Here is a 26,884-nt window from a genome sequence, read left to right on the forward strand (position 1 = left end):
TAGAATGGAACAAGCCACTGTGAGAGGTCTTCATAGTGGCTTTTCTATATGATTCGACCTATGTAAAAAGACAAGATACAAAGGAGCTTTTGTTTTGGATAAAAAGACGATAGGAGTAGCGGGGATTTATGTATTGATTATGCTACCCTTGTTGCTTCTCACTTACGGAGCAAACTGGAACCCATCCAATATCTCGTATGAGTTGAATGGAGATACACTTGTAATCCTTGAAGGAATAGGGAAAGAAGAGGTGGCTGAAGTGAACGTAGAAGATCGTATGAACGACCTTTTGCAGTTCACATTGGCTGTTTCTGTGGAAAATAAACAGTGGAGTACAGATGTATGGGTGATCGGTCTCTTGCTTCCATTTTTACTTTTCGCGATTGTTCCGGACCGCCGACCGTTTAAAAAAAAATCTATCATTCAAGTGGTACTTGACGATTGTTTTGGCTATCCTAGTTCTATATGCGGCTTATTCCATTCCGAATCATGTCGCTCAGTTGAAGGAAGTGCATGAGTACGTCAACCTTCTACTACAATGATGCTTGCGTTTTTCTGTTCGAATTCTTATAATATATTAGTTATATCTTGTACGTAAAAAATGGCGATAGAAAAGGTGGAGGGAAGATGCCAAGTAACGCAAAAGATGTCCAGGTGCAGCTTGTAACGGAAATACAGGATGGGGATCGTAAAGAGACGATGAAGATCCAGGAACCGGGACAGTTTTTCAAACGAGGCGATACGCAAGTGCTCACCTTTATCGAGCACCCGGAAGATGGAGAACCGGTCAGTACGATGGTGACGGTCAAACCAGAACATGTCAGCATCAAACGGAGCGGTGGCGTGGAGATGCGCCAGGTTTTCCAGACATCCACGGAGACGGAAAATTTGTATCATCATACCTATGGTGATTTTCATATGAAGACCTATACAGATAAAGTGGAATTCCGATCATTGGAAGAATCCACACAAGGCCGACTGTATTTAAGCTATACCATGACTTTAAACCATGAAGTGACTCAAGCCCACCGCTTGACGTTGACGTTTGAGGAGGAGAGCGATTCATGAATATCGTTGAACAAATGGAACAAAAACTGAAGGATGAAATCGTACGCTCAGTCCTTGCTGCTGAATTGGCTTCAGAGGAAGAGATACCTGAAGTGATTCTGGAGCAGCCGAAAGACAAAGCGCACGGAGATTATGCTACAAACATGGCAATGCAGCTCGCACGCGTTGCTAAAAAAAATCCGCGTGCCATCGCGACTGATCTCGTGGAGCAGTTCGACAAGTCTAAAGCATCGATTGAAAAAATTGAAATTGCTGGACTAGGGTTCATCAACTTTTACATGAACAATCAATATTTGACGGAATTAGTATCTACAATTTTAAATGCTGATGAGGAATATGGCCGCAGCAATAGTGGCGAAGGGCATAAAATCCAGGTGGAGTTTGTTTCTGCCAACCCAACAGGAACGCTTCACTTAGGTCATGCACGTGGAGCGGCCGTGGGTGATTCCCTATGCAACGTATTGGATGCTGCAGGATACGATGTCTCCCGTGAGTACTACATTAATGATGCAGGAAACCAAATGGCTAACCTGGCAAAATCTTTGGAAGCTCGCTATATGCAGAATCTTGGAAAAGAGTGGAGCATGCCAGAAGATGGCTACCATGGTCAGGATATCGTTGGTTTAGCTGAAAAGCTCGTGAGTGAAGATGGCGAGAAATGGGTTGATGTTGCGGAAGAAGAGCGCCTTCAGTTCTTCCGTGAGTATGGATTGAAGTTCCTTTTGGATAAAATCAAAACAGACCTGGAAGAATTCCGCGTTCCATTTGATGAATGGTTCTCTGAAACTTCTCTGTACAACGACGATCAGATCACAGATGCCCTTGCCGTATTAAAAGGCCAAGGCTATGTGTTCGAAAAAGATGATGCGACATGGTTTGAAACGACGAAGTTCGGAGATGACAAGGATCGTGTCCTAATTAAGAATGATGGAACATACACGTACTTGACTCCGGATATTGCCTATCATAAAAACAAATTGGATCGTGGATTTGATACACTGATCAACATTTGGGGAGCCGATCACCATGGCTACATTCCACGAATGAAAGCGGCCATCCAGGCGCTTGGTTACGAGAAAGATACGCTGGAAGTAGAAATCATCCAAATGGTGAATCTTTTCCAAGACGGCGAAAAGGTAAAAATGAGTAAGCGTACAGGAAAAGCGGTCACCCTTCGTGAACTGATGGAAGAGGTAGGGATAGACGCCATGCGTTACTTCTTCTCCATGCGTTCCAGTGATTCTCACCTCGACTTTGACATGGACCTTGCCCGTTCAGAGTCGAATGAAAACCCTGTGTATTACGTACAATATGCCCATGCCCGCATTTGTACGATGCTTAAACAGGCAGAAGAAAAGGGTCTAGCCAAAGATTCTTATGACGAAAGCTACCTTACAGCTGAGAAAGAAGAAGACCTTCTCAAACGTCTGGGAGAATTCCCGCAAGTGGTAGCGGATGCAGCAGAAAAACGCACGCCACACCGCGTGACTCAATATGCGTTCGATCTCGCATCGAACCTACACAGCTTTTACAATGCCGTCAAAGTGCTCGACGATGAAAATCCAGAGCTGACAGCAGCAAGAATCGCGTTAATGAAAGCTGTACGGACAACGCTGAACAATGCACTTCGATTAATCGGAGTTTCTGCACCAAACCAAATGTAATTCCATATACTAGGAAAAGGGCGTCTTTGCTAATAGAGCAGGGGTGCTCTTTTTCTATATTCACACAAAAGGATATTATATTATTGAAGTAAATGGCAGGTTTGTGGAAGACTCAGTTTCGAGACTTTTGTTGAGTGGAAGGGGGCTGCGGGGAATAGCTCGCTTTCCGCGGGGCCCCACACGAGGTGGGGGCGTTCGATGTTGGCACAGGACGTGCCGAACTTAATCGAACTTCCTCTATTCTTTTGAGCCTCTTCGGACTGCGTCCTGTGGGGTCTCACCCTGCACTTTTTCCCGCAGGAGTCTTGCCATTCCCCTCCGCCCCTTTTCTATATCAGTGTCTCGAAACCACTTTCCGAATAATCAGCTATTCAGTTTGATGGGAGTATAAGGATAAAACTCCAATGCTCAGGTATTAAAATCCTGAAAGCTTGATACTATGCGTTTTATGCCACTAACAATCAGGATAAAGGAAGACAATCTGATTTGGTAAAGGGGTTCGTTTCTCACATACCTCGAATGGGGTGGTTGGGAAGCTGCGAGACTCCCGTGTGAGAAAGGAGATAGGCGAGATCCCACAGGGCTTTAGCCCGAGGAAGCTCGCCACTCCCCCACAGGAAAGCGAGTAGCTTCGCAGCCACCCCTGACGCTCAACCCCAGCAACGAACCCTGAAACATCTCGAAACTGAGTCTTCCACTATAGGGAGCTTATATAAGAATCCGTTGGCTTTTTTGGTGAATCAATAGAGGAGGGGTTTCGTAACATAAAAAGAAGCTTGCATGACAAGACGCATGCAAGCAAAAACTATTTCTGTATCTTACATATCGAAAGGTTGTGGAAAAGGTGAAAGAAGTCATCATCGCATTGATTACAGGATTTATCGTAGGACTCGTTTTTGCAGGATTCAAATTACCAATCCCAGCACCGCCTGCATTTGCTGGAGTTGCAGGAATCATTGGGATCTATCTCGGCTTTAAAGTTATGGCATGGGCAGGACCAATGTTTGCTGAATTTTTCAAGTAAAAGAATTACAAGAAAGGTCTCAACAATACAGCGATTCTCTGGTTCAGTCGTGTGGTGAATGAACGGCGCTTGAGCCAGTGTTCATCAAAAGGTATGGCATCAGCGGCATCCTCAAAGTAAGCAGCTCTCAAGTCACTGATGAAGTCTTCATCATACACATAGGTGTTGACTTCCTTGTTTAAAAAGAAGCTCCGTCGGTCGAAGTTGGCCGTTCCAATATCGGCGAATGTTCCATCTACCATGACGACTTTCGAATGGTAAAAACCCGCATCAAACAAGCGGATCGAAGCTCCCAGGTCGTATAACTCTTTTAAATATGGGATTGCTGCCGGTTTTACAAATGGGTGGTCGGCCTTCATTGGTATCATAATGTGAAGCTCGACCCCTCTGGATATCGCCTGTTTTAAGCCTGTTTGTAATTTTTCTGTCGGGATGAAATAAGGTGTTCCGATCAGGATTTCTTTTTGTGCAGAATCGATCATCTTCGCAAATTCTTTTTCAAGCTCAACCCCGTCAGTCGCCATAATATTCATTTTGTGATGTCCGTCATCAGAAGGCTCACAGGGGGACACTTTTTCTCCTGAAGCCAGGTACCAATCATCCAGCATGACCTTGTGGATTTCGGAAACGACGGGGCCAGTTAAGCGTAGGTGATAGTCTCTCCAGTCTCCGAATTTCGCAGATTCTCCAATATAATTCTTTCCAATATTGAACCCACCCAAATATCCTACTTTTCCGTCAATAACCGTTATTTTTCTATGATTTCTCCTATTTAATCGATAAAAAAAGAAGGGGAACCCAGGGGTTTCGGCGAAGTAGAAGACAACCCCTGCGTCTTTTAGTTTTTTTCTAGCTGACTTATTGATTTTGTATCCTCCGAGCCTGTCGACAAGTAGACGGACAGGAACACCGTTTCGAGCCTTGTTTTTCAGAACATCTAAGAAATTCTCACTAATATAATCGTTATCGATCAAGTAGAAGTAGACGTCGACTTGTTTTTTTGCTTCGGAAATTTCATGGAACATCTGCTCATAAAGGACCGAACCGTTTTTATACAGTTTATAGTTCCCGCGGGTTTCAGGAAGCGGGAGGGGCCGTGGTTTTTTTCTATGTTCTGCCCGTCCCATTTTGAAGTCAATGAATAGTAATAAAACAAATAAAATGATGAATAGAATGATTGTGACGAGCATCTTTCGTCCCTCCTTAAAAAATACCTTCCTGATAGTTTCCCCGATTTTAAAGGTTTCAAAAGGAAAAACGAGAAAATATGTTGACTGAATGCTCATTCATAATTTATAGTAAAGCTATAAGATTCAGAAAATTATAAGATTACTTGTCGATTTTCTGATCGGAGAAAAGGGAAGTCGCCATCGCGCGACAACAACAAAGAGGGGGAGAACCAATGAATCCGTTGTTGGTGGCAAACTGGGTTTTATTCCTTGGCGTCCTTGTCTACGGCCTGTACTTGTTCGTCCGTGTCGTTCAGACCCGCGTCGCTTACATTAAACTGGGGAAAAAATTCGAGTATGACAGACAGCTGAAGAGGCGTTTGCAGAAGATTTGGATTTACGTATTCGGACAAAAGAAGTTATTGAAAGATAAAAAGTCGGGCATCATCCACGTCATGATGTTTTATGGATTCATCCTCGTTCAATTCGGGGCGATCGACTTTATTTGGAAGGGACTAGCTCCAGATTCTCATCTGCCTTTAGGACCTTTCTATCCAGGATTTACATTCTTCCGGGAAATCGTGACACTGACGATCCTAGTCGCTGTTATTTGGGCGTTCTACCGCCGTTATATTGAAAAATTAGTTCGCTTGAAGCGCGGCTTTAAAGCGGGGCTTGTCCTTATTTTTATCGGAACATTGATGGTCACCGTTCTTGTAGGAAATGGCATGGGGCTTATCTGGCATGGCCATGAAGGGGCATGGACAGAACCTGTTGCGTCTGGAATTGCAAGCGCTTTCGGATGGCTGCCTCCGGTTGCAGCTGCGACTGTGTTCTTCATTATGTGGTGGATTCACCTGCTCATCCTTCTGACATTCATGATTTACGTGCCTCAATCGAAACACGCACACTTAATTGCAGCACCCGTGAACGTGTTTTTGAGCCGTGAAGAACCACCAGGAAAACTGAAATCCATTGATTTTGAGATCGACGAAGATGCGGATGAAGAGGACGTGTCCTTCGGGGTTGGGAAAATCGAAGACTTCAATCAGCTGCAAATGATCGATTTTTATGCCTGTGTGGAATGTGGACGCTGTACCAATGTTTGTCCAGCTTCTGGGTCCGGGAAAATGCTTTCCCCGATGGATCTGATCGTGAAATTGAGAGATCATCTGACAGAAAAAGGAGCGGCTGTTACCGGCCAATCTCCATGGGTGCCTGCGTATGCGTTTTCCGGAACAGAAGGAAATACGCTCGCACAAATGTCCCGCTCTCAAGGATCAGATGAAGCAGCAGCTACGCTTGACGCAGTGAATAATAAGAGTTTGATCGGAGATGTCATCACAGAAGAAGAGCTATGGGCTTGTACGACTTGCCGAAACTGTGAAGATGCCTGCCCGGTCATGAACGAACACGTCGATAAAATCATTGATCTTCGCCGTTACTTAGTTTTGACAGAAGGAAAAATGGATGCCGATGGACAGCGTGCGATGATGAATATCGAACGTCAAGGAAATCCATGGGGACTTTCTAAGAAAGAACGTGAAGACTGGAGACAGTTGGATGAGGACGTTCAAATCCCTACTGTGAAAGAATTGAAGAAATCAGGAGAAGAATTCGAATACTTATTCTGGGTCAGCTCGATGGGCTCTTACGATAACCGCAGCCAAAAAATCGCGATGGCTTTTGCCAAACTGATGAATGCAGCGGATATCAAGTTCGCAATTCTTGGTAATAAAGAGCAAAACTCCGGAGATACAGCCCGCCGTATGGGGAACGAATTCCTTTTCCAGGAGCTTGCTGAAAAGAATATGAAAGAATTTGAAAAACATAATGTGAAGAAAATTATTACGATCGATCCACACGCCTATAACATTTTCAAAAACGAGTACCCGGACTTCGGACTTGAAGCTGAAGTTTATCACCATACGGAAATGCTTGCCGAATGGTTGAAAGAGGGACGCTTGAAACCGGAAGGAGTCGTGAAAGAGAAGATCACTTATCACGACAGCTGTTACCTTGGCCGCTACAACGAAGTGTATCAGCCGCCGCGTGAAGTGCTTGAAATGATACCTGGAGTCGAAGTGGTGGAAATGAAGCGTAACCGTTCCAACGGCATGTGCTGTGGAGCTGGAGGCGGGATGATGTGGATGGAAGAGAAATCCGGAAACCGTGTCAACGTCGCCCGTACCGAGCAGGCGCTTGAAGTCGAACCGACGATGATCTCGAGTGGCTGTCCATTCTGTCTGACGATGCTATCCGATGGAACGAAAGCGAAAGAAGTGGAAGAGGAAGTCAGCACGATGGATATTGCCGAGATCCTAGCGAAATCCATGTTTGAAAAAACAGAAGAAAAGACCGCTTAATCAAACGTTTGACCAATATTTTTTCCGTCGAACAATCCCGTTAAAAGAAAAAATAGTATGAAAATTGTGGAAAGTGTACAGTGTTTTATGTACACTTTCCTTATGGGGCGATTTTGAGCGAGCGTTCAATCGTCATTTTTGAAAGCGTTATCAATAAGAGGAGGAATAAACATGCGTAAAACTGTAATTGTTGCTGGAGCCCGTACCCCTTTTGGAAAATTCGGAGGATCACTTGCACCTTTGACAGCTGCACAGCTTGGAGGTATCGCCATTAAAGCAGCTTTGGAACGTGCGAACGTGAAAGCAGAAGATGTGGATGAAGTCATTATGGGGACTGTCCTTCAGGGCGGTCAGGGACAGCTGCCTTCCCGCCAGGCTTCAAGAGAAGCTGGCATTCCTTGGGATGTAAAAACAGAAACCGTAAACAAAGTTTGTGCCTCTGGTATGCGAAGTGTGACGATGGGAGATCAGTTCATCCGTTTAGGGGAAGAGGACATCATTGTTGCTGGTGGTATGGAGAGCATGAGCAATGCGCCTTACTTTATGCCGAAAGCCCGCTGGGGGTTCCGTATGGGCGACGGTGCCGTCAAAGATATGATGGTGCATGATGGATTGACATGTTCCTTTGAGAATGTCCATATGGGCAACTACGGAAACCGGACAGCTGAAGAATTTGAATTAACAAGAGAAGCGCAGGATGAATGGGCGTATAGAAGTCATCAAAGAGCTGTGAAAGCCATAGAAGAAGGAACGTTAAGCGAAGAAATCACAGCAGTTGAAGTCCCTCAAAGAAAAGGTGATCCGAAAGTCGTCGATACAGATGAGGCACCAAGAAAAGATACGACAGTCGAAGCTCTGGCTAAACTTCGTCCTGTATTTGATAAAACGGGAACGATCACGGCAGGAAATGCCCCTGGGGTCAACGACGGAGCTTGTGCCATGCTGCTCATGTCTGATGAAAAAGCGGAAGAATTGGGTGCGGAGACATTGGCTACGATTCTCGCTCATGATGAAATTGCTGTTGAAGCTCAGGACTTCCCACAGACGCCAGGGCTTGTCATTAATAAATTGTTGAAAAAAGCTGGAAAATCCATTGAAGATATCGATCTGTTTGAAGTGAACGAAGCCTTTGCTGCCGTTTCTCTAGCGAGTGGCAAGATCGCAGGACTGGATCACGAGAAAGTGAACGTTAACGGCGGGGCTGTTGCGCTTGGACACCCGATTGGAGCGAGTGGTGCGCGTATTCTTCTCACCCTTGCTCACGAATTGAAACGCCGCGGCGGTGGACTTGGAATCGCAGCTATTTGTTCAGGTGGAGGTCAAGGAGACGCCGTATTGATCGAAGTACCGAAACAATAAGGAGGAATACGGGATGACAATCAATCAAGTCATGGTCATAGGAGCAGGCCAGATGGGTGCGGGGATTGCCCAGGTTTTTGCTCAGGCCGGATTAAACGTAAAAATGAACGACATGAGCCAGGGTGCACTGGATCAAGGACTGGCGGGTATTGAGAAGCGCCTGAAGCGGGCGGTTGAAAAAGGAAGAATGAGCGAAGAAGATCAAAAGTCGGCTTATGGCCGCTTGCAGACAACGACTGACTTGAAGGACGCCTCCGACTGTGACCTTGTCGTGGAGGCCGTCGTTGAGAACATGGATGTGAAGGTAAGCGTCTTCCAACAGCTGGATGAGATTACTCCTGCACATGCCATTCTGGCAACGAATACATCATCTTTACCAATTACGGAAATTGCTGCTGCGACTAAACGTCCAGAGCAAGTGATCGGCATGCACTTCATGAACCCTGTACCGGTGATGAAGCTGGTGGAAATCATTCGTGCCATCCAGACAAGTGATGAAACGTATCAGGCGATTGAAGATATGACGAAGAAACTGGAAAAAACCCCTGTTGAAGTCGAGGACTTTCCAGGGTTCGTCTCCAATCGCATTTTGATGCCGATGATCAACGAAGCGATTTATACGGTTCACGAAGGGGTAGCATCTCCTGAAGATGTGGATGCCGTCATGAAGCTCGGGATGAATCACCCAATGGGACCACTTACGCTTGCTGACTTTATCGGTCTTGATACGTGTCTATATATTATGGAAGTCCTTCATGAAGGATTTGGAGACAGCAAATACCGTCCATGTCCGCTACTGCGTAAATACGTGAAAGCAGGCTGGCTCGGGAAGAAGTCTGGACGCGGTTTTTACACCTACGAATAACGTGTGAAGGGGAGAGCGAGAATGAATTTGCAGTTCACGGATGAACAGGAAATGATGAGAAAAATGGTCCGCGATTTTGCGGAAAAAGAGGTGGCACCAGCCGTGGAGCGGATGGAACAGGAGGATCGGTTCCCTTCCGAGCTGCTTCCGAAAATGGGGGAACTCGGATTGATGGGTGTGCCGATTCCAGAGAAATACGGCGGTGCAGAGATGGATTATATCTCCTATATCATCGCGATTCACGAAATTTCAAAGGTGAGTGCGACGCTCGGAGTCATTCTATCTGTCCACACCTCGGTTGGAACAAATCCAATTCTGTATTTCGGTACAGAAGAACAGAAGAACAAATACATTCCGAAACTGGCGTCAGGTGAATATTTAGGAGCATTCGCCCTGACAGAGCCGAGTGCGGGTTCTGATGCGAGCAATCTGAAAACACGAGCAGTAAAGCAAGGGGATCATTACATTCTCAACGGTTCTAAAGTGTTCATCACCAACGGAGGAAATGCAGATACATTCATCGTTTTCGCCCGTACGAATCCGGATGTGGAAACAAAGAGAGGATTGAGTGCGTTTATTGTAGAGCGGGACACCCCTGGCTTTTCCATCGGAAAGGCAGAGAAAAAGATGGGGCTGCACGGTTCCAGTACCGTTTCGTTGAACTTTGACCAATGCGAGGTTCCTGTTTCCCAACGACTCGGAGATGAAGGGGAAGGGTATAAAATTGCGCTTGCCAATTTGAACATCGGACGAATCGGCATTGCCGCCCAGTCCCTTGGAATTGCGGAAGCGGCACTTGAGCATGCCGTCTCTTATGCCAAAGAACGGGAGCAGTTCGGGCGTCCAATCGCACATTTGCAGGGCGTATCGTTCAAACTCGCCGATATGGCGACAGAAGTAGAAGCGTCGAAGCTTCTCGTCTATAACGCTGCTTCTCTGCAGGCGGCCGGTAAAAAGTGTGGAAAAGAAGTGTCAATGGCCAAACTGATGGCTTCCAAAACAGCGGTGAAAGCGTCGATTGAAGCTGTGCAGGTCCATGGGGGATACGGGTACACGGAAGATTATGCGGTCGAACGCTTCTTCAGGGACGCCAAAGTTTGTGAAATATATGAAGGTACAAGCGAAATCCAAAAAATCGTCATAGGCAATCATCTGATCAGAGACTAGGAGGATGACAGAATGAATTTTACTTTAACAGAAGAACAAGAAATGCTTAGAAAAATGGTTCGCGATTTTGCAAAGAATGAAGTGGAACCAACAGCTGCTGCAAGGGACGAGGAGGAACGCTTCGATCGTGAAATCTTCAATAAAATGGCAGAGCTTGGTTTAACGGGGATTCCATGGCCGGAGGAATATGGCGGCATCGGATCTGATTTCGTCAGCTATGTGATCGCAGTTGAAGAACTTTCCCGCGTCTGTGCTTCGACAGGGGTCACCCTTTCAGCGCATATTTCTTTAGCAAGCTGGCCGATCTATAAATTCGGTACAGAAGAACAGAAGCAAAAATATTTGACTCAGCTCGCTTCAGGTGAAGCGCTGGGAGCTTACGCTTTGTCTGAACCAGGAGCAGGTAGTGACGTGTCTTCCATGCGTACGCAGGCGAAACTTGATGGAGACCATTATGTGCTGAATGGAAGCAAGGTATGGATCACGAATGGCGGCGTCGCGGACATCTATGTCGTCTTTGCGAAAACAGACCCGAATGAGGGGAATCGTGGCATCAGCGCGTTTATTGTGGAAAAAGATACACCAGGATTCACGACCGGCAAGAAAGAGAAAAAGCTCGGCATTCGTTCGTCTCCAACGACAGAACTGATCTTTGAAGATTGCAAGATACCTAAAGAAAACCTGCTCGGCGAAAAAGGCAAAGGATTCAAAGTTGCGATGATGACCCTTGATGGTGGTCGTAACGGAATTGCCGCCCAGGCTGTTGGAATTGCGCAGGGGGCACTCGATGAATCCGTCAACTATGCCAAAGAGCGTGAACAGTTCGGCAAGCCGATCGCTCATCTGCAGGGAATTTCTTTCAAGCTCGCTGATATGGCGACAGAAATTGAAGCTTCTCGTCTGCTTACTTACCAGGCCGCTTATTTAGAGTCGGAGGGACTGCCATATTCCAAGGCTTCTGCTATGGCTAAATTGTTTGCAGGAGACACGGCGATGAAAGTGACGACAGAAGCGGTCCAGGTCCACGGGGGTTATGGTTACACGAAAGATTATCCTGTCGAGCGTTACATGCGTGATGCGAAAATCACTCAAATCTATGAAGGCACACAAGAAATCCAAAGACTCGTTGTCGGCCGTATGGTCACCCAATAGAAGGTCTGCGTGATGCATCCACTGGCTGAACGAATCCAAAAGCAGGATATGAGGGCGTTGGCCCGAGCGATTACGTTGATCGAAAATGACGATGAAGAAAAGCTCACGCTGATGAGCGATGTTTTTTCTATACAAAAACAGGCGCATTACATTGGCATTACAGGTTCACCGGGAGCGGGGAAAAGCTCGCTCATCAATCAATTGCTCACTTATTTAAGACAGCAGGACCTTACAGTCGCTGTCATAGCGGTCGATCCTACCAGTCCATTCAGTGGTGGAGCACTGCTTGGCGATCGTACGAGGATGAACCAGCATTTTCTCGACCCCGGGATCTTTATCAGAAGCATGGCGACAAGAGGAAGCCTCGGTGGTTTAGCACGGGCGACAAAAGACAGTATCCGTGTATGTGATGCTTACGGATTTGATGTTGTTCTCGTCGAAACGGTCGGTGTCGGCCAGTCCGAACTCGATATTATGAAAGTTGTGGATACGACAGGACTTGTACTGACACCGAATAGTGGAGACGTCCTGCAAATTTTCAAAGCAGGGATTATGGAAATTGCTGATCTGTTCATCATCAACAAAGCAGACTTACCGGGAGTAAGAAAACTAAAATCCACACTAGAAGAATACATGATGATCGTGCAGCCGGAAGGATGGGAACCGCCGATAGTTCAAACGATCTCCACCGAAGCGAAAGGGATGGCGGAACTCTACGAAAGTATGAAAAGCCACCGTGAGTTTTTGTATGACACGAACAAAGGGGCGGAGCGTCGAAAACAGCAGCTCCAGCTGGAAGTGTACGATTTGATCCGGGAAGAAATTTGGCGGGAAGTCAAAGGTGAGATTGAAAAAGATACACAGAAGCTTGAAGCTTTTCAAAACCCGGATGCGGATCCTTATGAACTAGCCAGATCCTGGTTTCGTGAATGGGTAAGGAAGGGGGAGTGAATTTGGCTGAAAAACAAGTACCTTCAACCATTAAAGATGAAGCGCTTGTATCCAAGCGTAGGAATCAGATGATCAAGGGCGCGGTCACTTTATTCATAGAAAAAGGGTTCCATAAGACGACGACCCGTGAAATCGCCAAGGCTTCCGGGTTCAGTATCGGAACCCTTTATGAATACATTCGAAAGAAAGAGGATGTTCTGTTTCTCGTCTGTGACTCCATTTACCAGCGAGTCAAAGAGCGGATGGAAGAAGCAATCGATCCTCATCAGACGAGTGTACAAAGTTTGACCCATGCGATTCGCTCCTACTTTCAATTGATGGATGATATGCAGGATGAAGTCCTCGTCATGTATCAGGAAGTCAAGTCCCTGCCGCGCGATGCTCAGGATTACGTGTTGCAAAAGGAGCGCGATATGGTGGCGATGCTCGAACAAGTCATCGTTAACAGTCTTCCTGGAGAGCACCCGGAGGAAGAAATCAAGCTGATCGCCAACAATATTTTTGTTCAGGGGCAGATGTGGGGATTCCGCCGCTGGATTCTTCAGCGAACGTTCACGATCGAAAGCTACACAGATACGCAAATTCAGTTGTTGTTGAAAGGTCTCGATAAAGAAGAAACACTTCAATAGAAAGGATGATCGGATATGGAACAACCGACAGTCTATAAGCCGAAAAACCCTGTCCGTTTCGTGACGGCCTCGAGTCTCTTTGACGGCCATGATGCATCGATTAATATTATGAGACGAATTCTACAGGCGACAGGGGCAGAGGTGATTCACCTCGGCCATAACCGCTCCGTAGAGGAAGTGGTCAATGCGGCAATCCAGGAAGATGCTCAAGGGATCGCGATTTCATCGTACCAGGGAGGACATGTAGAATACTTTAAGTACATGGTCGATCTGCTGGAACAGAAGGGCGCCGGCCACATCCGTGTTTACGGTGGAGGGGGAGGAGTCATCATCCCTCGTGAAATTAAAGAGCTTCATGAGTACGGGGTAGCCCGCGTATTTTCACCGGAAGATGGCCGTACATTAGGGCTTCAGGGCATGATCAACTTAATGATCGAAGAGTGTGATTTTCTACCACCTCTTGATGTGGAAAAAGGAGTCGAAGGCCTCTCATCCGGAGACCATCAATCCATTGCTCGTTTCATTACTTATGTTGAGAATACGCCGAAGAAAGAAAGGGAAGCCGTTGCCGCATTTGAGAGTGCTGTTGAAAAAATACAGGAAAAAACGATTCCCGTTCTTGGAATTACAGGTACAGGGGGAGCGGGAAAGAGCTCACTTACAGATGAGTTGATCCGCCGCTTCGTCAATGAAATTCCTGATAAAAAAATCGCCATCCTATCTGTTGATCCTACGAAAAAGAAAACAGGAGGGGCCTTACTTGGCGACCGGATCCGTATGAACGCCATTTTCAACCCGCGTGTATACATGCGTTCTTTGGCAACCAGAGAAGCCCGTTCCGAACTTTCAACAGCCGTTGAAGAAGCGATCCAAGTCGTTAAGGCGTCTGGTGTCGATTTTATCATCGTTGAAACGAGTGGGATCGGACAGGGAGATGCGGCGATCACCGATGTGACCGATTTATCGATGTATGTCATGACAGCGGAATTCGGTGCACCATCACAGCTTGAGAAGATCGATATGATCGACTTTGCTGATTTTATTGTCATCAATAAATTTGAACAAAAAGGATCAGAAGACGCTTTTAATCAAGTGAAAAAGCAGTACCAGCGCAGCCATATGCTTTTCCATGAAGATGACAGCAAGTTCCCGGTTTATGGGACGATTGCAAGTCAGTTCAATGACCCGGGAACCAATACGCTGTTTGCGGCAATTGTCGATCAGCTGAACGAAAGATTTTCATGGGAGGATGAAACCTCTTTTTCCGGCCTGGAAAAGGTAGAAAAGCAGAACGTCATCATTCCGAATGAGCGTAAGCAGTATTTGCGTGATATTGCACTGGCGGTCCGCAATTACCATAATGAAACAGAAGACCAGGCAGAGAAAGCGCGTAAACTCTATCAGCTGAAAGGTACGGTTGAGCTCGTAGAGGATGAAGCAACAAAAGAAAGCCTTCAGCGCTTGATCGAAGATTATGAACGTCATCTTTCTCCTGATGCAAAAGAGAAGCTGGAGGACTGGGATGCGCTTCATGAACGATATAGCGGAGATACGTACACATTTAAAGTGCGCGACAAGGAAATCACGATGGATATTACGACGGAGAGTCTGAGCGGGACGAAGGTTCCGAAAGTTGCGCTTCCGAAATACACCGACTGGGGCGACCGTCTGTCATGGCTTCTACGTGAAAATGTTCCGGGTGCTTTTCCTTTTACCGCAGGAGTATTTCCGTTCAAGCGGAAAGGGGAAGATCCAAAGCGTCAGTTTGCAGGAGAAGGAACGCCTGAACGGACCAACCGCCGCTTCCACTATTTATCAGAAGGTGACGAAGCGAAACGCCTAAGTACAGCTTTCGACTCTGTTACTTTATATGGAGAAGACCCGGATGAACGCCCGGATATTTACGGGAAAGTCGGAGAAAGCGGCGTTAACATTTGTACATTGGAAGATATGAAAAAACTGTACGACGGCTTTGACCTCGTCGACCCGTCTACATCCGTTTCAATGACGATCAATGGTCCAGCGCCCATCATTCTTGCCATGTTCTTTAATACCGCAATCGACCAGCAGCTTGAAAAGTTTAAGGAAGAAAACGGTCGTGAGCCGAATGCCGACGAAGCGGCGTCCATTAAATCCCAGACGATCAATGTAGTCCGAGGCACGGTCCAGGCAGATATTCTAAAAGAAGATCAAGGACAGAACACATGCATCTTCTCTACGGAATTCGCGCTACGTATGATGGGAGATATTCAGCAGTATTTCATCGAAAACGAAGTGCGCAATTATTATTCCGTGTCCATTTCCGGGTATCATATCGCAGAAGCAGGAGCGAACCCGATTACACAGCTTGCCTTCACACTGGCCAATGGATTCACCTATGTGGAGTACTACTTGAGCAGAGGAATGGACATCAACAAGTTCGCACCAAACTTGTCGTTCTTCTTCTCCAACGGTCTGGATCCGGAATATACCGTCCTCGGACGAGTGGCCCGCAGGATTTGGGCGGTCGTCATGCGTGATAAATACGGAGCGAATGAACGAAGCCAGAAGTTGAAGTATCACATTCAAACGTCCGGCCGCTCCCTGCACGCACAAGAGATTGACTTCAACGATATCCGTACAACATTGCAGGCGCTGATTGCCATCCAGGATAACTGTAATTCCCTGCATACGAATTCCTATGATGAAGCGATCACAACACCGACAGAGGAATCGGTTCGAAGAGCGATGGCCATTCAAATGATCATCAGCAAAGAGTTCGGCCTGACGAAAAACGAAAACTCCCTGCAAGGATCCTATATCATTAGAGAACTGACCGACCTTGTTGAAGAAGCCGTGCTGCAAGAGTTTGAACGTATCAATGACCGCGGCGGAGTTCTCGGTGCGATGGAACGCCAGTATCAACGAGGAAAAATCCAGGAAGAGTCCCTTTATTATGAAGGGAAAAAGCACTCTGGTGAACTTCCGATCATTGGTGTGAACACGTACTTGAACCCGAATCCACCTTCCGAAGAGGAAATCGACTCCATGGAACTTGCACGTGCGTCTAAAGAAGAAAAAGAGCACCAGATTACAGAATTACGCAACTTCCAAACGTCCCATGAGAGTGAAGCCGGGGAAGCATTGAATCGTTTGAAACAAGCGGCCTCAGGTGGAGGAAACATTTTTGAAGAATTAATGGAAACCGTCAAAGTCGCGAGCCTCGGTCAAATTACGAACGCGCTTTATGAAGTTGGCGGTCAGTACAGAAGGAATATGTAGCGGTTGCTAATATATTGGGCGAATCGCTAATATATGGAGGGAAGTCGCTAAAATAATGATGAAACCTGCTAATATATAGTAGAAAGTCGCTAATATATTGTCTACACCTGCTAATAAAAAAACAGCCCTCGCTAACTTAGCGAGGGCCATTCTATTAGTGACCGCCGACCTGGTCATCGTCATGGGCCTGGTTCACTTCGGTTACATAAGGTTTTTTCATTCCATACCATTCATAAGTAAGGTTATACGTTTCGCCTTCTTTTAACAGCATCCATGTACTCGTATCTTTGACGTGGATTTTCTTGTCATCCACTTCTACAAAATAACCTTCATCATTATGAGTTTTCGATGTGATTTCTGCTTCTTCTTTATGTTCCTCATGGATCATACCGAAGTTTGTAAATAACCATATGCCTATGACTAAGGCGGCGATCATGGAGGCCACCCAGTTAAAAGGATGATTTTGCACAGTTCGTCTCTCCTTCTTTCGATCAATTCTATCTTTATTTTAAAATAAAACAGCTGGAACACCAACCTATATGTCTAACCTCTATTTTATATCGAAAGTTTAAATTCATGTAGGTTTGTCTAGAAAAGGTAAGGAAGACTCTATTTGATTTTTGTAAGGCCAACTCATATAATGGATGGTATGATTAAATGTGATTCGTATGCCCATGAGGTCACTTATTCTATTTTGTTTATATAAAGGAGTGCTGGACCGTGAGCTTAAAAGAAATGAGCCGAGAGCAAATTGAAGAAATTTCCATGATTGTACTGGCTACTAAAATCCTAGAAGAAGAACGAGAAGCGATTGACTTTAATGAAATCTTCAAGCGCATCGCAGACATGAAAGGTTTTACTGATGCACAGAGAGAACAATACATCGCCCAGTTCTATACGGACATGAATATCGACGGTCAATTCATGACAATCGGAACAAACCGTTGGGGCTTGAAGAAGTGGTACCCGGTAGAGCAAATGGAAGAGGAGATTGCCAATCTTCCACAAAAACGTAAAAAGAAAAAGAAGAAGAAGAAGAAGCCTTCCAAACTGCTTGAAGATGAGTTGGGTGTATCCGAATTCGATGATGCAGAAGAGGACGAGCTTGAAGATGATCTTGAGCTGACAGATGAAGATTTAGATCTTGATGATGACGATGACTTCGAAGGTGATTATGAAGATGATGACCTGGATGAAGAAGAGGAAGAAATCGTAGAAGATGACATCAGCTTCATTGGAGATGACGACGAAGAAGAAGATAAATAAGGTGGTTGACTTTTAAAAGTCAAATCAGTAGAATCTTATTTGGGCTCTTTAATTTCCTTAAACGAAATTTCCAAACGCTCCCCGAGAGAGGGGAGCGTTTTTTGTTTTTTATATACGATCACGAGAGGCGCCTTGGTTATGGCTAAGGCGCCTGTGCTTTTGTATCATTCAGAGCGTCCAAGCTCTCTTACGGGCATGAAGTTTCGCCATGGAGGTCTTCTTGGACGCTTGTGCATTTATGTAATTGCCCCTTATCAAATCGCAAGGATTAGTGAATAACTAAATAAGACAAATAGAGAAAGAGGGATTCAACGTGGCAACAAAATACATTTTCGTAACTGGCGGTGTCGTATCATCTTTAGGAAAAGGAATTACGGCAGCATCTTTAGGTCGTTTGTTAAAAAATCGAGGCATGAAAGTAACGATCCAAAAATTCGATCCTTACATTAACGTAGACCCGGGGACAATGAGTCCTTATCAACATGGTGAAGTTTTCGTAACCGATGATGGGGCAGAGACAGACCTTGACCTTGGTCACTATGAGCGTTTCATTGATATCAACCTGAATAAATTCAGCAACGTGACGACAGGAAAAGTTTATTCCAACGTCATCAAAAAAGAGCGTCGTGGAGATTATTTGGGAGGAACGGTCCAAGTGATCCCTCATATTACGAATGAAATCAAAGAACGTGTCTTCCGTGCTGGTCACGAAACAAACGCAGATGTCGTCATCACGGAAATCGGTGGTACAGTCGGGGACATCGAATCCCTTCCATTCCTTGAAGCAATTCGTCAAATCAAGAGTGACATCGGTCGTGAGCATGTGATGTACCTGCACTGTACGCTTGTTCCTTATTTGAATGCAGCAGGTGAAATGAAGACAAAGCCGACACAGCACAGTGTTAAGGAACTTCGCTCACTAGGTATCCAGCCTGATGTCATCGTGCTTCGTACAGAAATGGCGATTTCTGAAGATATGAAAGAGAAAATTGCTCTGTTCTGTGACATTAATAAAGATGCGGTTATTGAAGCACGTGATGCCGACACCCTATACAATGTACCGATCACTTTGCAGGAACAAAAGTTGGATGAGCTGACTTGTCAGCACTTCGGTTTAGATTTGCCACCGGCTGATATGACAGAGTGGAACAAATTGATTGACCAAGTGAAAAACCTTCAGCACAAAACAACCATTGCACTTGTCGGTAAGTATGTAGAGCTTCCGGATGCTTACATTTCCGTAGTAGAAGCATTGAAGCACGCCGGCTACAGCTACGATTCCGATGTAGATGTAAAATGGGTGAACTCTGAAAACCTGAATGCCCAGAATGTTGCAGATGAACTGCAGGGTGTAGACGGGATTCTTGTTCCTGGAGGTTTTGGTGACCGAGGAATCGAAGGTAAAATCGATGCGATTCGTTATGCACGTGAAAACCATGTGCCTTTCCTTGGAATCTGCCTTGGTATGCAGCTGGCAACCGTCGAATTTGCCCGTAACGTCCTTGGTCTAAAAGGAGCGCACTCAGCAGAAATCGATCCTTCCACGGAGCACCCGATCATCGACCTTCTTCCAGAACAAAAAGAAGTGTCTGACCTTGGAGGCACCCTTCGTCTTGGTATCTATCCATCCCGCCTGCAACCAGGCACCAAAGCGATAGAAGCTTACGGCGAAGAAGTTGTATACGAGCGTCACCGTCACCGCTTCGAATTTAACAACCATTATCGTGAACAAATGGAAGCGGCTGGATTCAAATTCTCCGGTACAAGCCCGGACGGCCGCCTTGTTGAAATCGTCGAGGTGGAAGATCACCCATGGTTCGTAGCCAGCCAGTTCCACCCAGAATTCAAATCACGCCCGACCCGCCCGCAGGAACTATTCCACGGCTTTGTCGGTGCAGCAATGAAAACCAATCAATAATCAATAAAAGAGAGCCAATGTCCCTGAAAGGGATATTGGCTCTTTTTAGAGTTCTTTAAGTATATGGAAGAGTTGTGGGAAATCCAGTTCCTAGATGTTTCCGGGGTTCGTTGCCTCGGGGGAGCGCCAAGGGTGGCTGGGAAGCTACTCGCTTTCCTGTGGGGGAGTGGCGAGCTTCCTCGGGCTAACGCCCTGCGGGATCTCGCCTATCTCCTTTCTCCCACGGGAGTCTCGCAGCTTCCCAACCACCCCATTCGATTTAGGGGAAAAACGAACCTCTTCAATGTGGGAGGGTGCTTTCCGCTAGCGTGTTATAAGTATAAAGCTCTTATTATCTGGATTTTCGCATGCAGAATAGCGTCCTTGGGAGTTGATTCTCCTCCAATATCTATGTGCATAACAGTAGATTATTCCGTAAGTGGTTTCGAGATACTTATATTCCCCGCAGCCCTATCCACTCAACAAAAGTCTCGAAACGGAGTCTTCCCCATAGTGGAAAGAGAAATTTTTACAGAAATTTTGACAAACAGAACGTACGTGCGCAGGAATACGTCATTCCTATATAGAAAATACATGGATAGAGAGATAGTAAGAGGAATTTATACTAAAAAGAGGATAGAAGGGAAGGTAGAAAGCATGGCAAATCGAATCCTTATCGTGGACGACCAGCTAGGAATACGACTCCTGTTAGAGGAAATCCTCAAAACAGAGGGATACGAAACCGTTAGCGCTAAAACTGGCCGTGAAGCATGTGACCTTGTGGAAGAACAGGACATGGATCTTATTATTATGGATTATAATCTTCCTGTCATGCACGGCAAAGATGTGTTGCTCTACTTAGAAGAAATGCACTTTGGTTCACCCGTCATCATCATTACAGGGGCTTCCAAGGAGTCAATTGAGAAGGAAGCGGATTTTCCTTTTGTAACAGATATCATAACTAAGCCATTCGACATCCATAAATTGAAAGAAATGGTTAATGGAACCCTTGTTCACAGCCGTTCATGACTTTTTTCTTGATGTAAGCGCTATATAATCCTCCTGCTGTTGCACCATAGAAAGGGTATTGGTATTCTATTACTGTAACCAAACTTACATGGTGTGTTTTCGTATGGAAACAGACTTGTAAATACAATGCAGTACGCTAACTAAAGGAGGATTCTTTCATGCCACTAGTATCAATGAAAGAAATGCTAGAAAAAGCTAAGGAAGAACGCTACGGCGTAGGTCAGTTCAACCTTAATAACTTAGAATATGCTCAAGCGATTCTTCAGGCTGCTGAAGAAGAGCAGTCTCCAGTAATCCTGGGTGTATCTGAAGGTGCAGGACGTTACATGGGCGGCTTCAACGTTGTTGTCGACATGGTTAAAGCACTTATGAAGTCTTATGGTACAACAGTACCTGTTGCGATTCACTTGGACCATGGTTCAAGCTTTGAAAAATGTGCAGAAGCGATCCACGCTGGATTCACTTCTGTAATGATTGATGCTTCCCACGATCCACTTGAAGAGAACATTGCAGTTACTCGTAAGGTTGTTGAGCTTGCACACATCCACGGTGTATCTGTTGAAGCAGAGCTTGGCCGTGTAGGTGGACAAGAAGATGACATCATCGTTGACGATGCTGAAGCTGCATACGCCATCCCTTCTGAGTGTAAGCAACTGGTTGACGAAACAAACGTTGACGTATTTGCACCAGCACTTGGTTCTGTACACGGACCTTACAAAGGTGAGCCGAACCTTGGCTTTGACCGCATGGAAGAAATCATGGGACTTGTTGACAAGCCACTTGTTCTTCACGGTGGTACAGGCATCCCGACAGCTGATATCAAGAAAGCTATTTCTTTCGGTACAGCTAAGATTAACGTAAACACTGAGAACCAAATGGCACAAGGTAAAGCGGTTCGTCAGGTTCTTGCTGAACAGCCTGAACAGTACGATCCACGTAAATATCTTGGACCTGGTCGTGATGCGATCAAGGAAACAGTTATTGGCAAGATGCGTGAATTCGGATCTTCTCAAAAAGCGTAAAAATAGTTTGGAGGAAGCCGCTACATTGTAGCGGTTTCCTTTTCATAATGTATGAAAACGCCATCATTCGACCTTTTTCATCAACTTGGAGCAAAAAAATGAAGCGAAGAGGAGTGGGGATATGAAATTTTTCATTGATACGGCAAACATAGAAGATATTCGGGAAGCAAATGCATTGGGGCTCTTAGCGGGTGTAACGACAAATCCGAGCCTTGTCGCGAAAGAAGGAGTTTCTTTTCACGACCGTCTGAAAGAAATCACAGATGAAGTGGATGGTTCTGTCAGTGCAGAGGTGATCTCTGAAGATTCGGAAGGGATGATTCAAGAAGGTAAGGAGCTTGCTGCCATTGCACCGAACATTACAGTGAAAGTGCCGATGACGCTGGAGGGGCTGAAAGCGGTGAAGGCTTTCAGTGATTTGAACATCAAAACAAATGTAACCTTGATTTTCTCAGCCAACCAGGCGTTGATGGCAGCTCGTGCCGGTGCTTCCTACGTATCACCATTCCTTGGGAGGCTTGATGATATTGGGCATAACGGGATGGAACTCGTGGCACAGATTTCAGAAATCTTTGACCGTCATGCCATTGATACAGAAATCATTGCAGCATCTGTCCGCCACCCTGTTCACGTAACAGAAGCTGCTATACACGGGGCACACATTGCTACGATTCCTTTCAAAGTTCTGAGCCAGATTGTTAAACATCCATTGACGGATCAGGGGATTGAAAAATTCTTGAATGACTGGAATAATCAAAAATAGTCGTGTGCTTTGGAAAATATTGCACATACTAAAATCATAATCTTCACCTTAAAGCGAGGAGTTTCACATGCATAAACTATTAGTGGAAGGCGGAAGACCATTACGTGGCCAGGTCCGGGTGAGCGGTGCAAAAAACAGTGCTGTAGCCTTGCTGCCAGCAGCAATTTTGGCAGAAACCCCTGTGACCATTGAAGGTCTTCCGGACATTTCTGATGTCGGGATCTTGTCGGACTTGTTGGAAGAGATCGGTGGCTCGGTGCGTAAAGATGGAAGAACCGTACATATCGATCCCTCTGAAATGGTCGACATGCCCTTGCCGAATGGGAAAGTTAAAAAACTGAGAGCTTCCTATTATTTTATGGGAGCGATGCTTGGCCGTTTTAATAAGGCTGTTATCGGCCTGCCTGGTGGCTGTCATTTAGGGCCAAGACCGATTGACCAGCACATTAAAGGGTTTGAAGCTCCTTGGTGCTAAAGTGACAAATGAACAAGGAGCGATTTACCTTCGTGCCAGAGAACTTAAAGGTGCCCGTATTTATTTAGACGTCGTCAGTGTAGGAGCTACGATCAATATCATGCTGGCTGCCGTCCGTGCAAAAGGGAAGACGGTCATCGAAAATGCAGCGAAGGAACCTGAAATCATTGATGTGGCCACCCTGTTGACAAGTATGGGGGCAAAGATCAAAGGTGCAGGAACAGACGTCATCCGTATTGAAGGTGTAGATACACTAAAAGGATGTCTTCATACGATTATCCCGGACCGGATTGAAGCAGGCACGTACACGATTATGGCTGCTGCACAAGGTGAGGAGATGATCATTGATAACGTCATTCCGCAACACTTAGAGTCGCTTTTGGCGAAGTTGAGAGAGATGGGAGTCACCATCGAAGAGAATGATGAGCAGCTGTACATCAAACCAGGGAAAGACTTGCGGAGCGTTGACATAAAAACACTCGTTTATCCAGGTTTTCCAACAGATTTACAGCAGCCGTTTACTTCCTTGCTCACACAGACCCAAGGCACAGGTGTCGTTACAGATACCATCTATCAGGCCCGTTTCAAGCATGTCGATGAATTGAGGCGTATGAATGCTTCCATCAAAGTAGAAGGTGGTTCTGCTATTGTGACAGGTCCTTCTAAGTTGCAGGGGGCGAAAGTGAAAGCGACAGACCTCCGTGCAGGTGCAGCTCTGGTCATAGCTGGATTGATGGCTGAAGGTGTCACCGAGATTACAGGTGTCGATCACATTGAACGAGGGTATGAAAACATTACGAACAAGCTGATCGACTTAGGTGCAAAAGTCTGGTATGAGGAAATGTCAGACGAAGAAATCGAGCAATTCCAAAATTCATAGGTTCATGATTTCCATGGGGAGATGAGGAAAAATCTTTGATTGATTGGGGAGATCACCATGGAAAGAAGTCTATCGATGGAATTAGTAAGAGTCACAGAAGCAGCAGCATTGTCATCGGCGCGTTGGATGGGAAGAGGTAAGAAAGAGGAAGCTGATGATGCGGCAACCTCAGCCATGCGCGATGTTTTTGATACGATCCCGATGAAAGGGACAGTCGTGATCGGAGAAGGGGAAATGGATGAAGCGCCAATGCTTTATATTGGTGAAAAACTTGGCAATGGATACGGAGCGAGAGTGGATGTGGCTGTCGATCCACTCGAAGGGACGAATATCGTGGCTCAAGGTACATGGAATGCCTTGGCTGTCATTGCTATCGCTGATCATAAGCAGCTTTTACATGCCCCTGACATGTATATGAATAAAATAGCCGTAGGTCCGGAGGCTGTAGGAAAAGTGGATATCAACGCTTCCGTTGCTGAAAACCTGCAAGCCGTCGCTGAGGCTAAAAAGAAAGATGTGGAAGATGTCGTTGCCGTCGTCTTGAATCGCGAACGCCACCAGGGGATCATTGAGGAGATCCGTGAGGCTGGCGCAAGAATCAAGCTGATCCCTGACGGTGATGTCGCCGCAGCCATCAATACAGCCTTTGATCATACAGGGGTAGATATTCTATTTGGAATAGGCGGCGCGCCTGAGGGAGTGCTCGCAGCTGTCGGTCTGAAATGTCTTGGAGGCGAAATCCGGGGCAAACTCCTTCCTGCCAATGACGAGGAACGTTTACGTTGTGAACAGATGGGGATTGAAGATGTCGATAAAACCCTTTACATGGAAGACTTCTGTGGAGGGGATGACGCGATTTTCGCAGCTACCGGTGTTACCGATGGGGAACTCCTCAAAGGCGTGCAATTTAAAGGACAGAAAGCCACGACTCAAACGTTAGTGATGAGAGCTAAATCAGGTACGGTCCGCTTCATTGACGGCGACCACAGCCTGAAGAAAAAGCCAAACTTAGTCATGAAACCATAATGGAAACATCCTTCAACAAAGAGAGAGGAAGCTGTAGCAAAACCAGCTTCCTCTTCATCTACAATAGCCCACCTTCATAAACATTTCATAAATTAACATTGAAACTCTAGAAAGACAGGAGTACAATAAAGATTGTTTGATTAGGATAGAAGATAATGACACACGTCCCCTTATGCTTCTATTTATTGACTTCACTTAAACTTCTTCTCATTCTTCTAACAAAAAAGTTCTGCTGAAGGAATGTTTTCCTTTGTAAGGGAGCGGATCTTCTATTAATGCAGGACCATTCAATAAATCCTTTAGAGAAGTTTTTAATTCTATATGTAAAAAGGATGTCATGCCTGAGGGGTTTTTAGCCTTTCCTTCTTTGGGGATGTGAAAAACATCATGTCTTACAAAGGTTTGTATTCGTTCGTCTGCATGACTTCAAAATAAAGAAAACTAATAAAAAGTGGTGATTACGTGGCGGATTTAACAATCTCCAATTTAGAAACAATGACATTGAAAGGGCTCTATGCCAAAGCTAGACAATATAAAGTCTCTTACTATGCAAAACTAACAAAGCGCGAATTGATTTTTGCGATTTTAAAAGCACAGGCTGAAAAAGATGGTTTTCTCTTCATGGACGGTATCCTTGAGATTATACCTTCAGAAGGATTCGGGTTTTTACGACCGATCAATTATTCTCCTAGTGCAGAGGATATCTACATTTCTGCATCACAAATCCGTCGTTTTGATTTAAGAAACGGGGACAAGGTATCCGGTAAGGTGCGTCCACCGAAAGAGAACGAACGTTACTATGGTCTTTTACATGTAGACGCGGTAAACGGTGAGGATCCAGACTCTGCAAAGGAAAGGGTACACTTTCCTGCATTGACTCCATTGTATCCGGATCGTCAAATGAAGCTTGAAACGGACACGAAAAAGCTTTCCACACGAATCATGGATTTAATGTCGCCTGTTGGATACGGCCAGCGTGGTCTGATTGTCGCTCCACCAAAAGCGGGGAAGACGATGCTTTTAAAGCAAATGGCCAACAGCATCTCTACGAATCACCCCGACGCGAAGCTCATCATCTTGCTTGTTGATGAACGTCCGGAAGAGGTAACTGATATTGAGCGCTCGGTTGCGCCGGATGTGGATGTTGTCAGCTCAACGTTCGATGAAGTACCTGAAAACCACATCAAGGTTTCTGAACTAGTGTTGGAAAGAGCCATGCGCCTGGTTGAGCATAAACGTGACGTCATTGTTCTTATGGACAGCATCACTCGTTTAGCTCGTGCGTATAACTTGGTTATCCCTCCAAGTGGTCGTACATTGTCAGGAGGAATCGATCCGGCTGCCTTCCACCGTCCGAAACGATTCTTCGGTGCTGCGCGTAACATTGAAGAGGGCGGGAGCTTGACGATTCTTGCCACGGCTCTTGTTGATACAGGCTCGCGCATGGATGATGTCATTTATGAGGAATTCAAGGGAACAGGGAACATGGAGCTGCATCTTGACCGCAGCCTTGCCGAGCGCCGGATCTTCCCTGCCATTGATATTCTTCGTTCAGGAACAAGAAAAGAAGAGTTGCTTCTGCCGCAAACCCACCTTGATAAAATCTGGGCCATTCGTAAATCCATGTCTGATTCGCAGGACTTCACAGACAGGTTCCTGCGCCGCTTGAGAGCATCGAAAAATAATGAAGAGTTTTTCGATCTTATGGATAAAGATATGAAAGGAAAAGCAACAACCGCCCGTCGTTAAAAAGGTTTCACGGTTTCTTGAAACTGGATGTTGCATCAGGGGGGAGCCCCTGTTATAATCATTCTATGTGAGTTTCAGTACAAGGTGTTATCACGAACCTTC

The 26,884-nt window shown here is 45.7% G+C and carries 21 protein-coding genes and 1 pseudogene; 20 read left to right on the forward strand and 2 right to left on the reverse strand.

The features are described from left to right. Positions 1-94 precede the first annotated feature (94 nt). The 4 genes from LC065_RS06855 (at position 95) to LC065_RS06870 (ending at position 3,756) form a co-directional block, all read left to right on the forward strand. Positions 95-517: a hypothetical protein gene (locus tag LC065_RS06855; RefSeq protein WP_306163841.1), complete on the forward strand. Its 423-nt coding sequence runs from the start codon at positions 95-97 to the stop codon at positions 515-517. Between the two features lie 110 nt (positions 518-627). Beyond that, positions 628-1,068, forward strand: a complete 441-nt coding sequence (locus tag LC065_RS06860) for a YwiB family protein (protein WP_226592776.1) — start codon at positions 628-630, stop codon at positions 1,066-1,068. After that, positions 1,065-2,732: an arginine--tRNA ligase gene (argS, locus tag LC065_RS06865; RefSeq protein ID WP_306163842.1), complete on the forward strand. Its 1,668-nt coding sequence runs from the start codon at positions 1,065-1,067 to the stop codon at positions 2,730-2,732. Before LC065_RS06860 ends, argS begins: the two co-directional genes overlap by 4 nt. Positions 2,733-3,576: 844 nt before the next feature. Continuing rightward, complete coding sequence (locus tag LC065_RS06870; RefSeq protein WP_146817672.1) at positions 3,577-3,756, forward strand: XapX domain-containing protein; 180 nt, start codon at positions 3,577-3,579, stop codon at positions 3,754-3,756. A 5-nt stretch (positions 3,757-3,761) separates the two neighbouring features. On the opposite strand, the gene cls is transcribed toward LC065_RS06870, so the two are convergent. Further along, positions 3,762-4,946 (reverse strand): cardiolipin synthase, encoded by a 1,185-nt coding sequence (gene cls / locus LC065_RS06875; protein ID WP_306163843.1) that lies wholly within the window; start codon positions 4,944-4,946, stop codon positions 3,762-3,764. Positions 4,947-5,158: 212 nt separating this feature from the next. Here cls and LC065_RS06880 point away from each other — a divergent pair, with 212 nt between their 5' ends. From LC065_RS06880 to icmF, 8 genes are all read left to right on the forward strand, one after another. Beyond that, positions 5,159-7,291: a heterodisulfide reductase-related iron-sulfur binding cluster gene (locus tag LC065_RS06880; protein WP_306163844.1), complete on the forward strand. Its 2,133-nt coding sequence runs from the start codon at positions 5,159-5,161 to the stop codon at positions 7,289-7,291. A 171-nt stretch (positions 7,292-7,462) separates the two neighbouring features. After that, on the forward strand, positions 7,463-8,650 hold the full coding sequence (locus LC065_RS06885; protein ID WP_226592769.1) for an acetyl-CoA C-acetyltransferase: 1,188 nt from the start codon (positions 7,463-7,465) through the stop codon (positions 8,648-8,650). A gap of 13 nt (positions 8,651-8,663) precedes the next feature. Continuing rightward, the gene (locus tag LC065_RS06890) at positions 8,664-9,515 is read left to right on the forward strand and encodes a 3-hydroxybutyryl-CoA dehydrogenase (protein WP_226592767.1); all 852 of its coding nucleotides are present in this window, start codon (positions 8,664-8,666) and stop codon (positions 9,513-9,515) included. Positions 9,516-9,536: 21 nt separating this feature from the next. Further along, positions 9,537-10,682: an acyl-CoA dehydrogenase gene (locus tag LC065_RS06895; protein ID WP_226592766.1), complete on the forward strand. Its 1,146-nt coding sequence runs from the start codon at positions 9,537-9,539 to the stop codon at positions 10,680-10,682. Positions 10,683-10,694: 12 nt separating this feature from the next. After that, positions 10,695-11,834 carry an acyl-CoA dehydrogenase gene (locus tag LC065_RS06900; RefSeq protein ID WP_226592763.1) on the forward strand — a complete coding sequence of 380 codons (1,140 nt, stop codon included), beginning with the start codon at positions 10,695-10,697 and terminating at the stop codon, positions 11,832-11,834. 12 nt (positions 11,835-11,846) lie between these two features. Then, positions 11,847-12,785, forward strand: a complete 939-nt coding sequence (gene meaB, locus LC065_RS06905; protein WP_226592761.1) for a methylmalonyl Co-A mutase-associated GTPase MeaB — start codon at positions 11,847-11,849, stop codon at positions 12,783-12,785. 2 nt (positions 12,786-12,787) lie between these two features. Further along, positions 12,788-13,414, forward strand: coding sequence for a TetR/AcrR family transcriptional regulator (locus LC065_RS06910; RefSeq protein ID WP_226592760.1), 627 nt, complete (start codon positions 12,788-12,790; stop codon positions 13,412-13,414). A gap of 15 nt (positions 13,415-13,429) precedes the next feature. After that, entirely contained in the window at positions 13,430-16,675 is a 3,246-nt protein-coding gene (icmF, locus tag LC065_RS06915) for a fused isobutyryl-CoA mutase/GTPase IcmF (protein WP_226592758.1), read from the forward strand. 154 nt (positions 16,676-16,829) lie between these two features. Here icmF and LC065_RS06920 read toward each other — a convergent pair whose 3' ends face one another. After that, positions 16,830-17,144, reverse strand: coding sequence for a hypothetical protein (locus tag LC065_RS06920; RefSeq protein ID WP_226592756.1), 315 nt, complete (start codon positions 17,142-17,144; stop codon positions 16,830-16,832). A 251-nt stretch (positions 17,145-17,395) separates the two neighbouring features. Here LC065_RS06920 and rpoE point away from each other — a divergent pair, with 251 nt between their 5' ends. From rpoE to rho, 8 genes and pseudogenes are all read left to right on the forward strand, one after another. Continuing rightward, complete coding sequence (rpoE, locus tag LC065_RS06925; protein ID WP_226592754.1) at positions 17,396-17,941, forward strand: DNA-directed RNA polymerase subunit delta; 546 nt, start codon at positions 17,396-17,398, stop codon at positions 17,939-17,941. Between the two features lie 313 nt (positions 17,942-18,254). Then, positions 18,255-19,859 (forward strand): CTP synthase, encoded by a 1,605-nt coding sequence (locus LC065_RS06930; RefSeq protein ID WP_226592751.1) that lies wholly within the window; start codon positions 18,255-18,257, stop codon positions 19,857-19,859. Positions 19,860-20,495: 636 nt separating this feature from the next. Further along, entirely contained in the window at positions 20,496-20,867 is a 372-nt protein-coding gene (locus tag LC065_RS06935) for a response regulator (protein ID WP_306163845.1), read from the forward strand. A gap of 158 nt (positions 20,868-21,025) precedes the next feature. Beyond that, positions 21,026-21,889, forward strand: coding sequence for a class II fructose-1,6-bisphosphate aldolase (gene fba / locus LC065_RS06940; protein WP_075037173.1), 864 nt, complete (start codon positions 21,026-21,028; stop codon positions 21,887-21,889). Between the two features lie 121 nt (positions 21,890-22,010). Beyond that, positions 22,011-22,652 (forward strand): fructose-6-phosphate aldolase, encoded by a 642-nt coding sequence (fsa, locus tag LC065_RS06945; protein ID WP_226592747.1) that lies wholly within the window; start codon positions 22,011-22,013, stop codon positions 22,650-22,652. A 67-nt stretch (positions 22,653-22,719) separates the two neighbouring features. Beyond that, positions 22,720-24,007: pseudogene (locus LC065_RS06950) on the forward strand (UDP-N-acetylglucosamine 1-carboxyvinyltransferase). Between the two features lie 57 nt (positions 24,008-24,064). Next, the gene (glpX, locus tag LC065_RS06955) at positions 24,065-25,033 is read left to right on the forward strand and encodes a class II fructose-bisphosphatase (protein ID WP_306163846.1); all 969 of its coding nucleotides are present in this window, start codon (positions 24,065-24,067) and stop codon (positions 25,031-25,033) included. Positions 25,034-25,495: 462 nt separating this feature from the next. Then, positions 25,496-26,782, forward strand: a complete 1,287-nt coding sequence (rho, locus tag LC065_RS06960) for a transcription termination factor Rho (RefSeq protein WP_226592741.1) — start codon at positions 25,496-25,498, stop codon at positions 26,780-26,782. Positions 26,783-26,884: the final 102 nt, after the last annotated feature.

It is taken from the genome of Halobacillus litoralis (assembly GCF_020524085.2).
GTDB classification, from domain to species: Bacteria; Bacillota; Bacilli; order Bacillales; family Halobacillaceae; genus Halobacillus; species Halobacillus litoralis_E.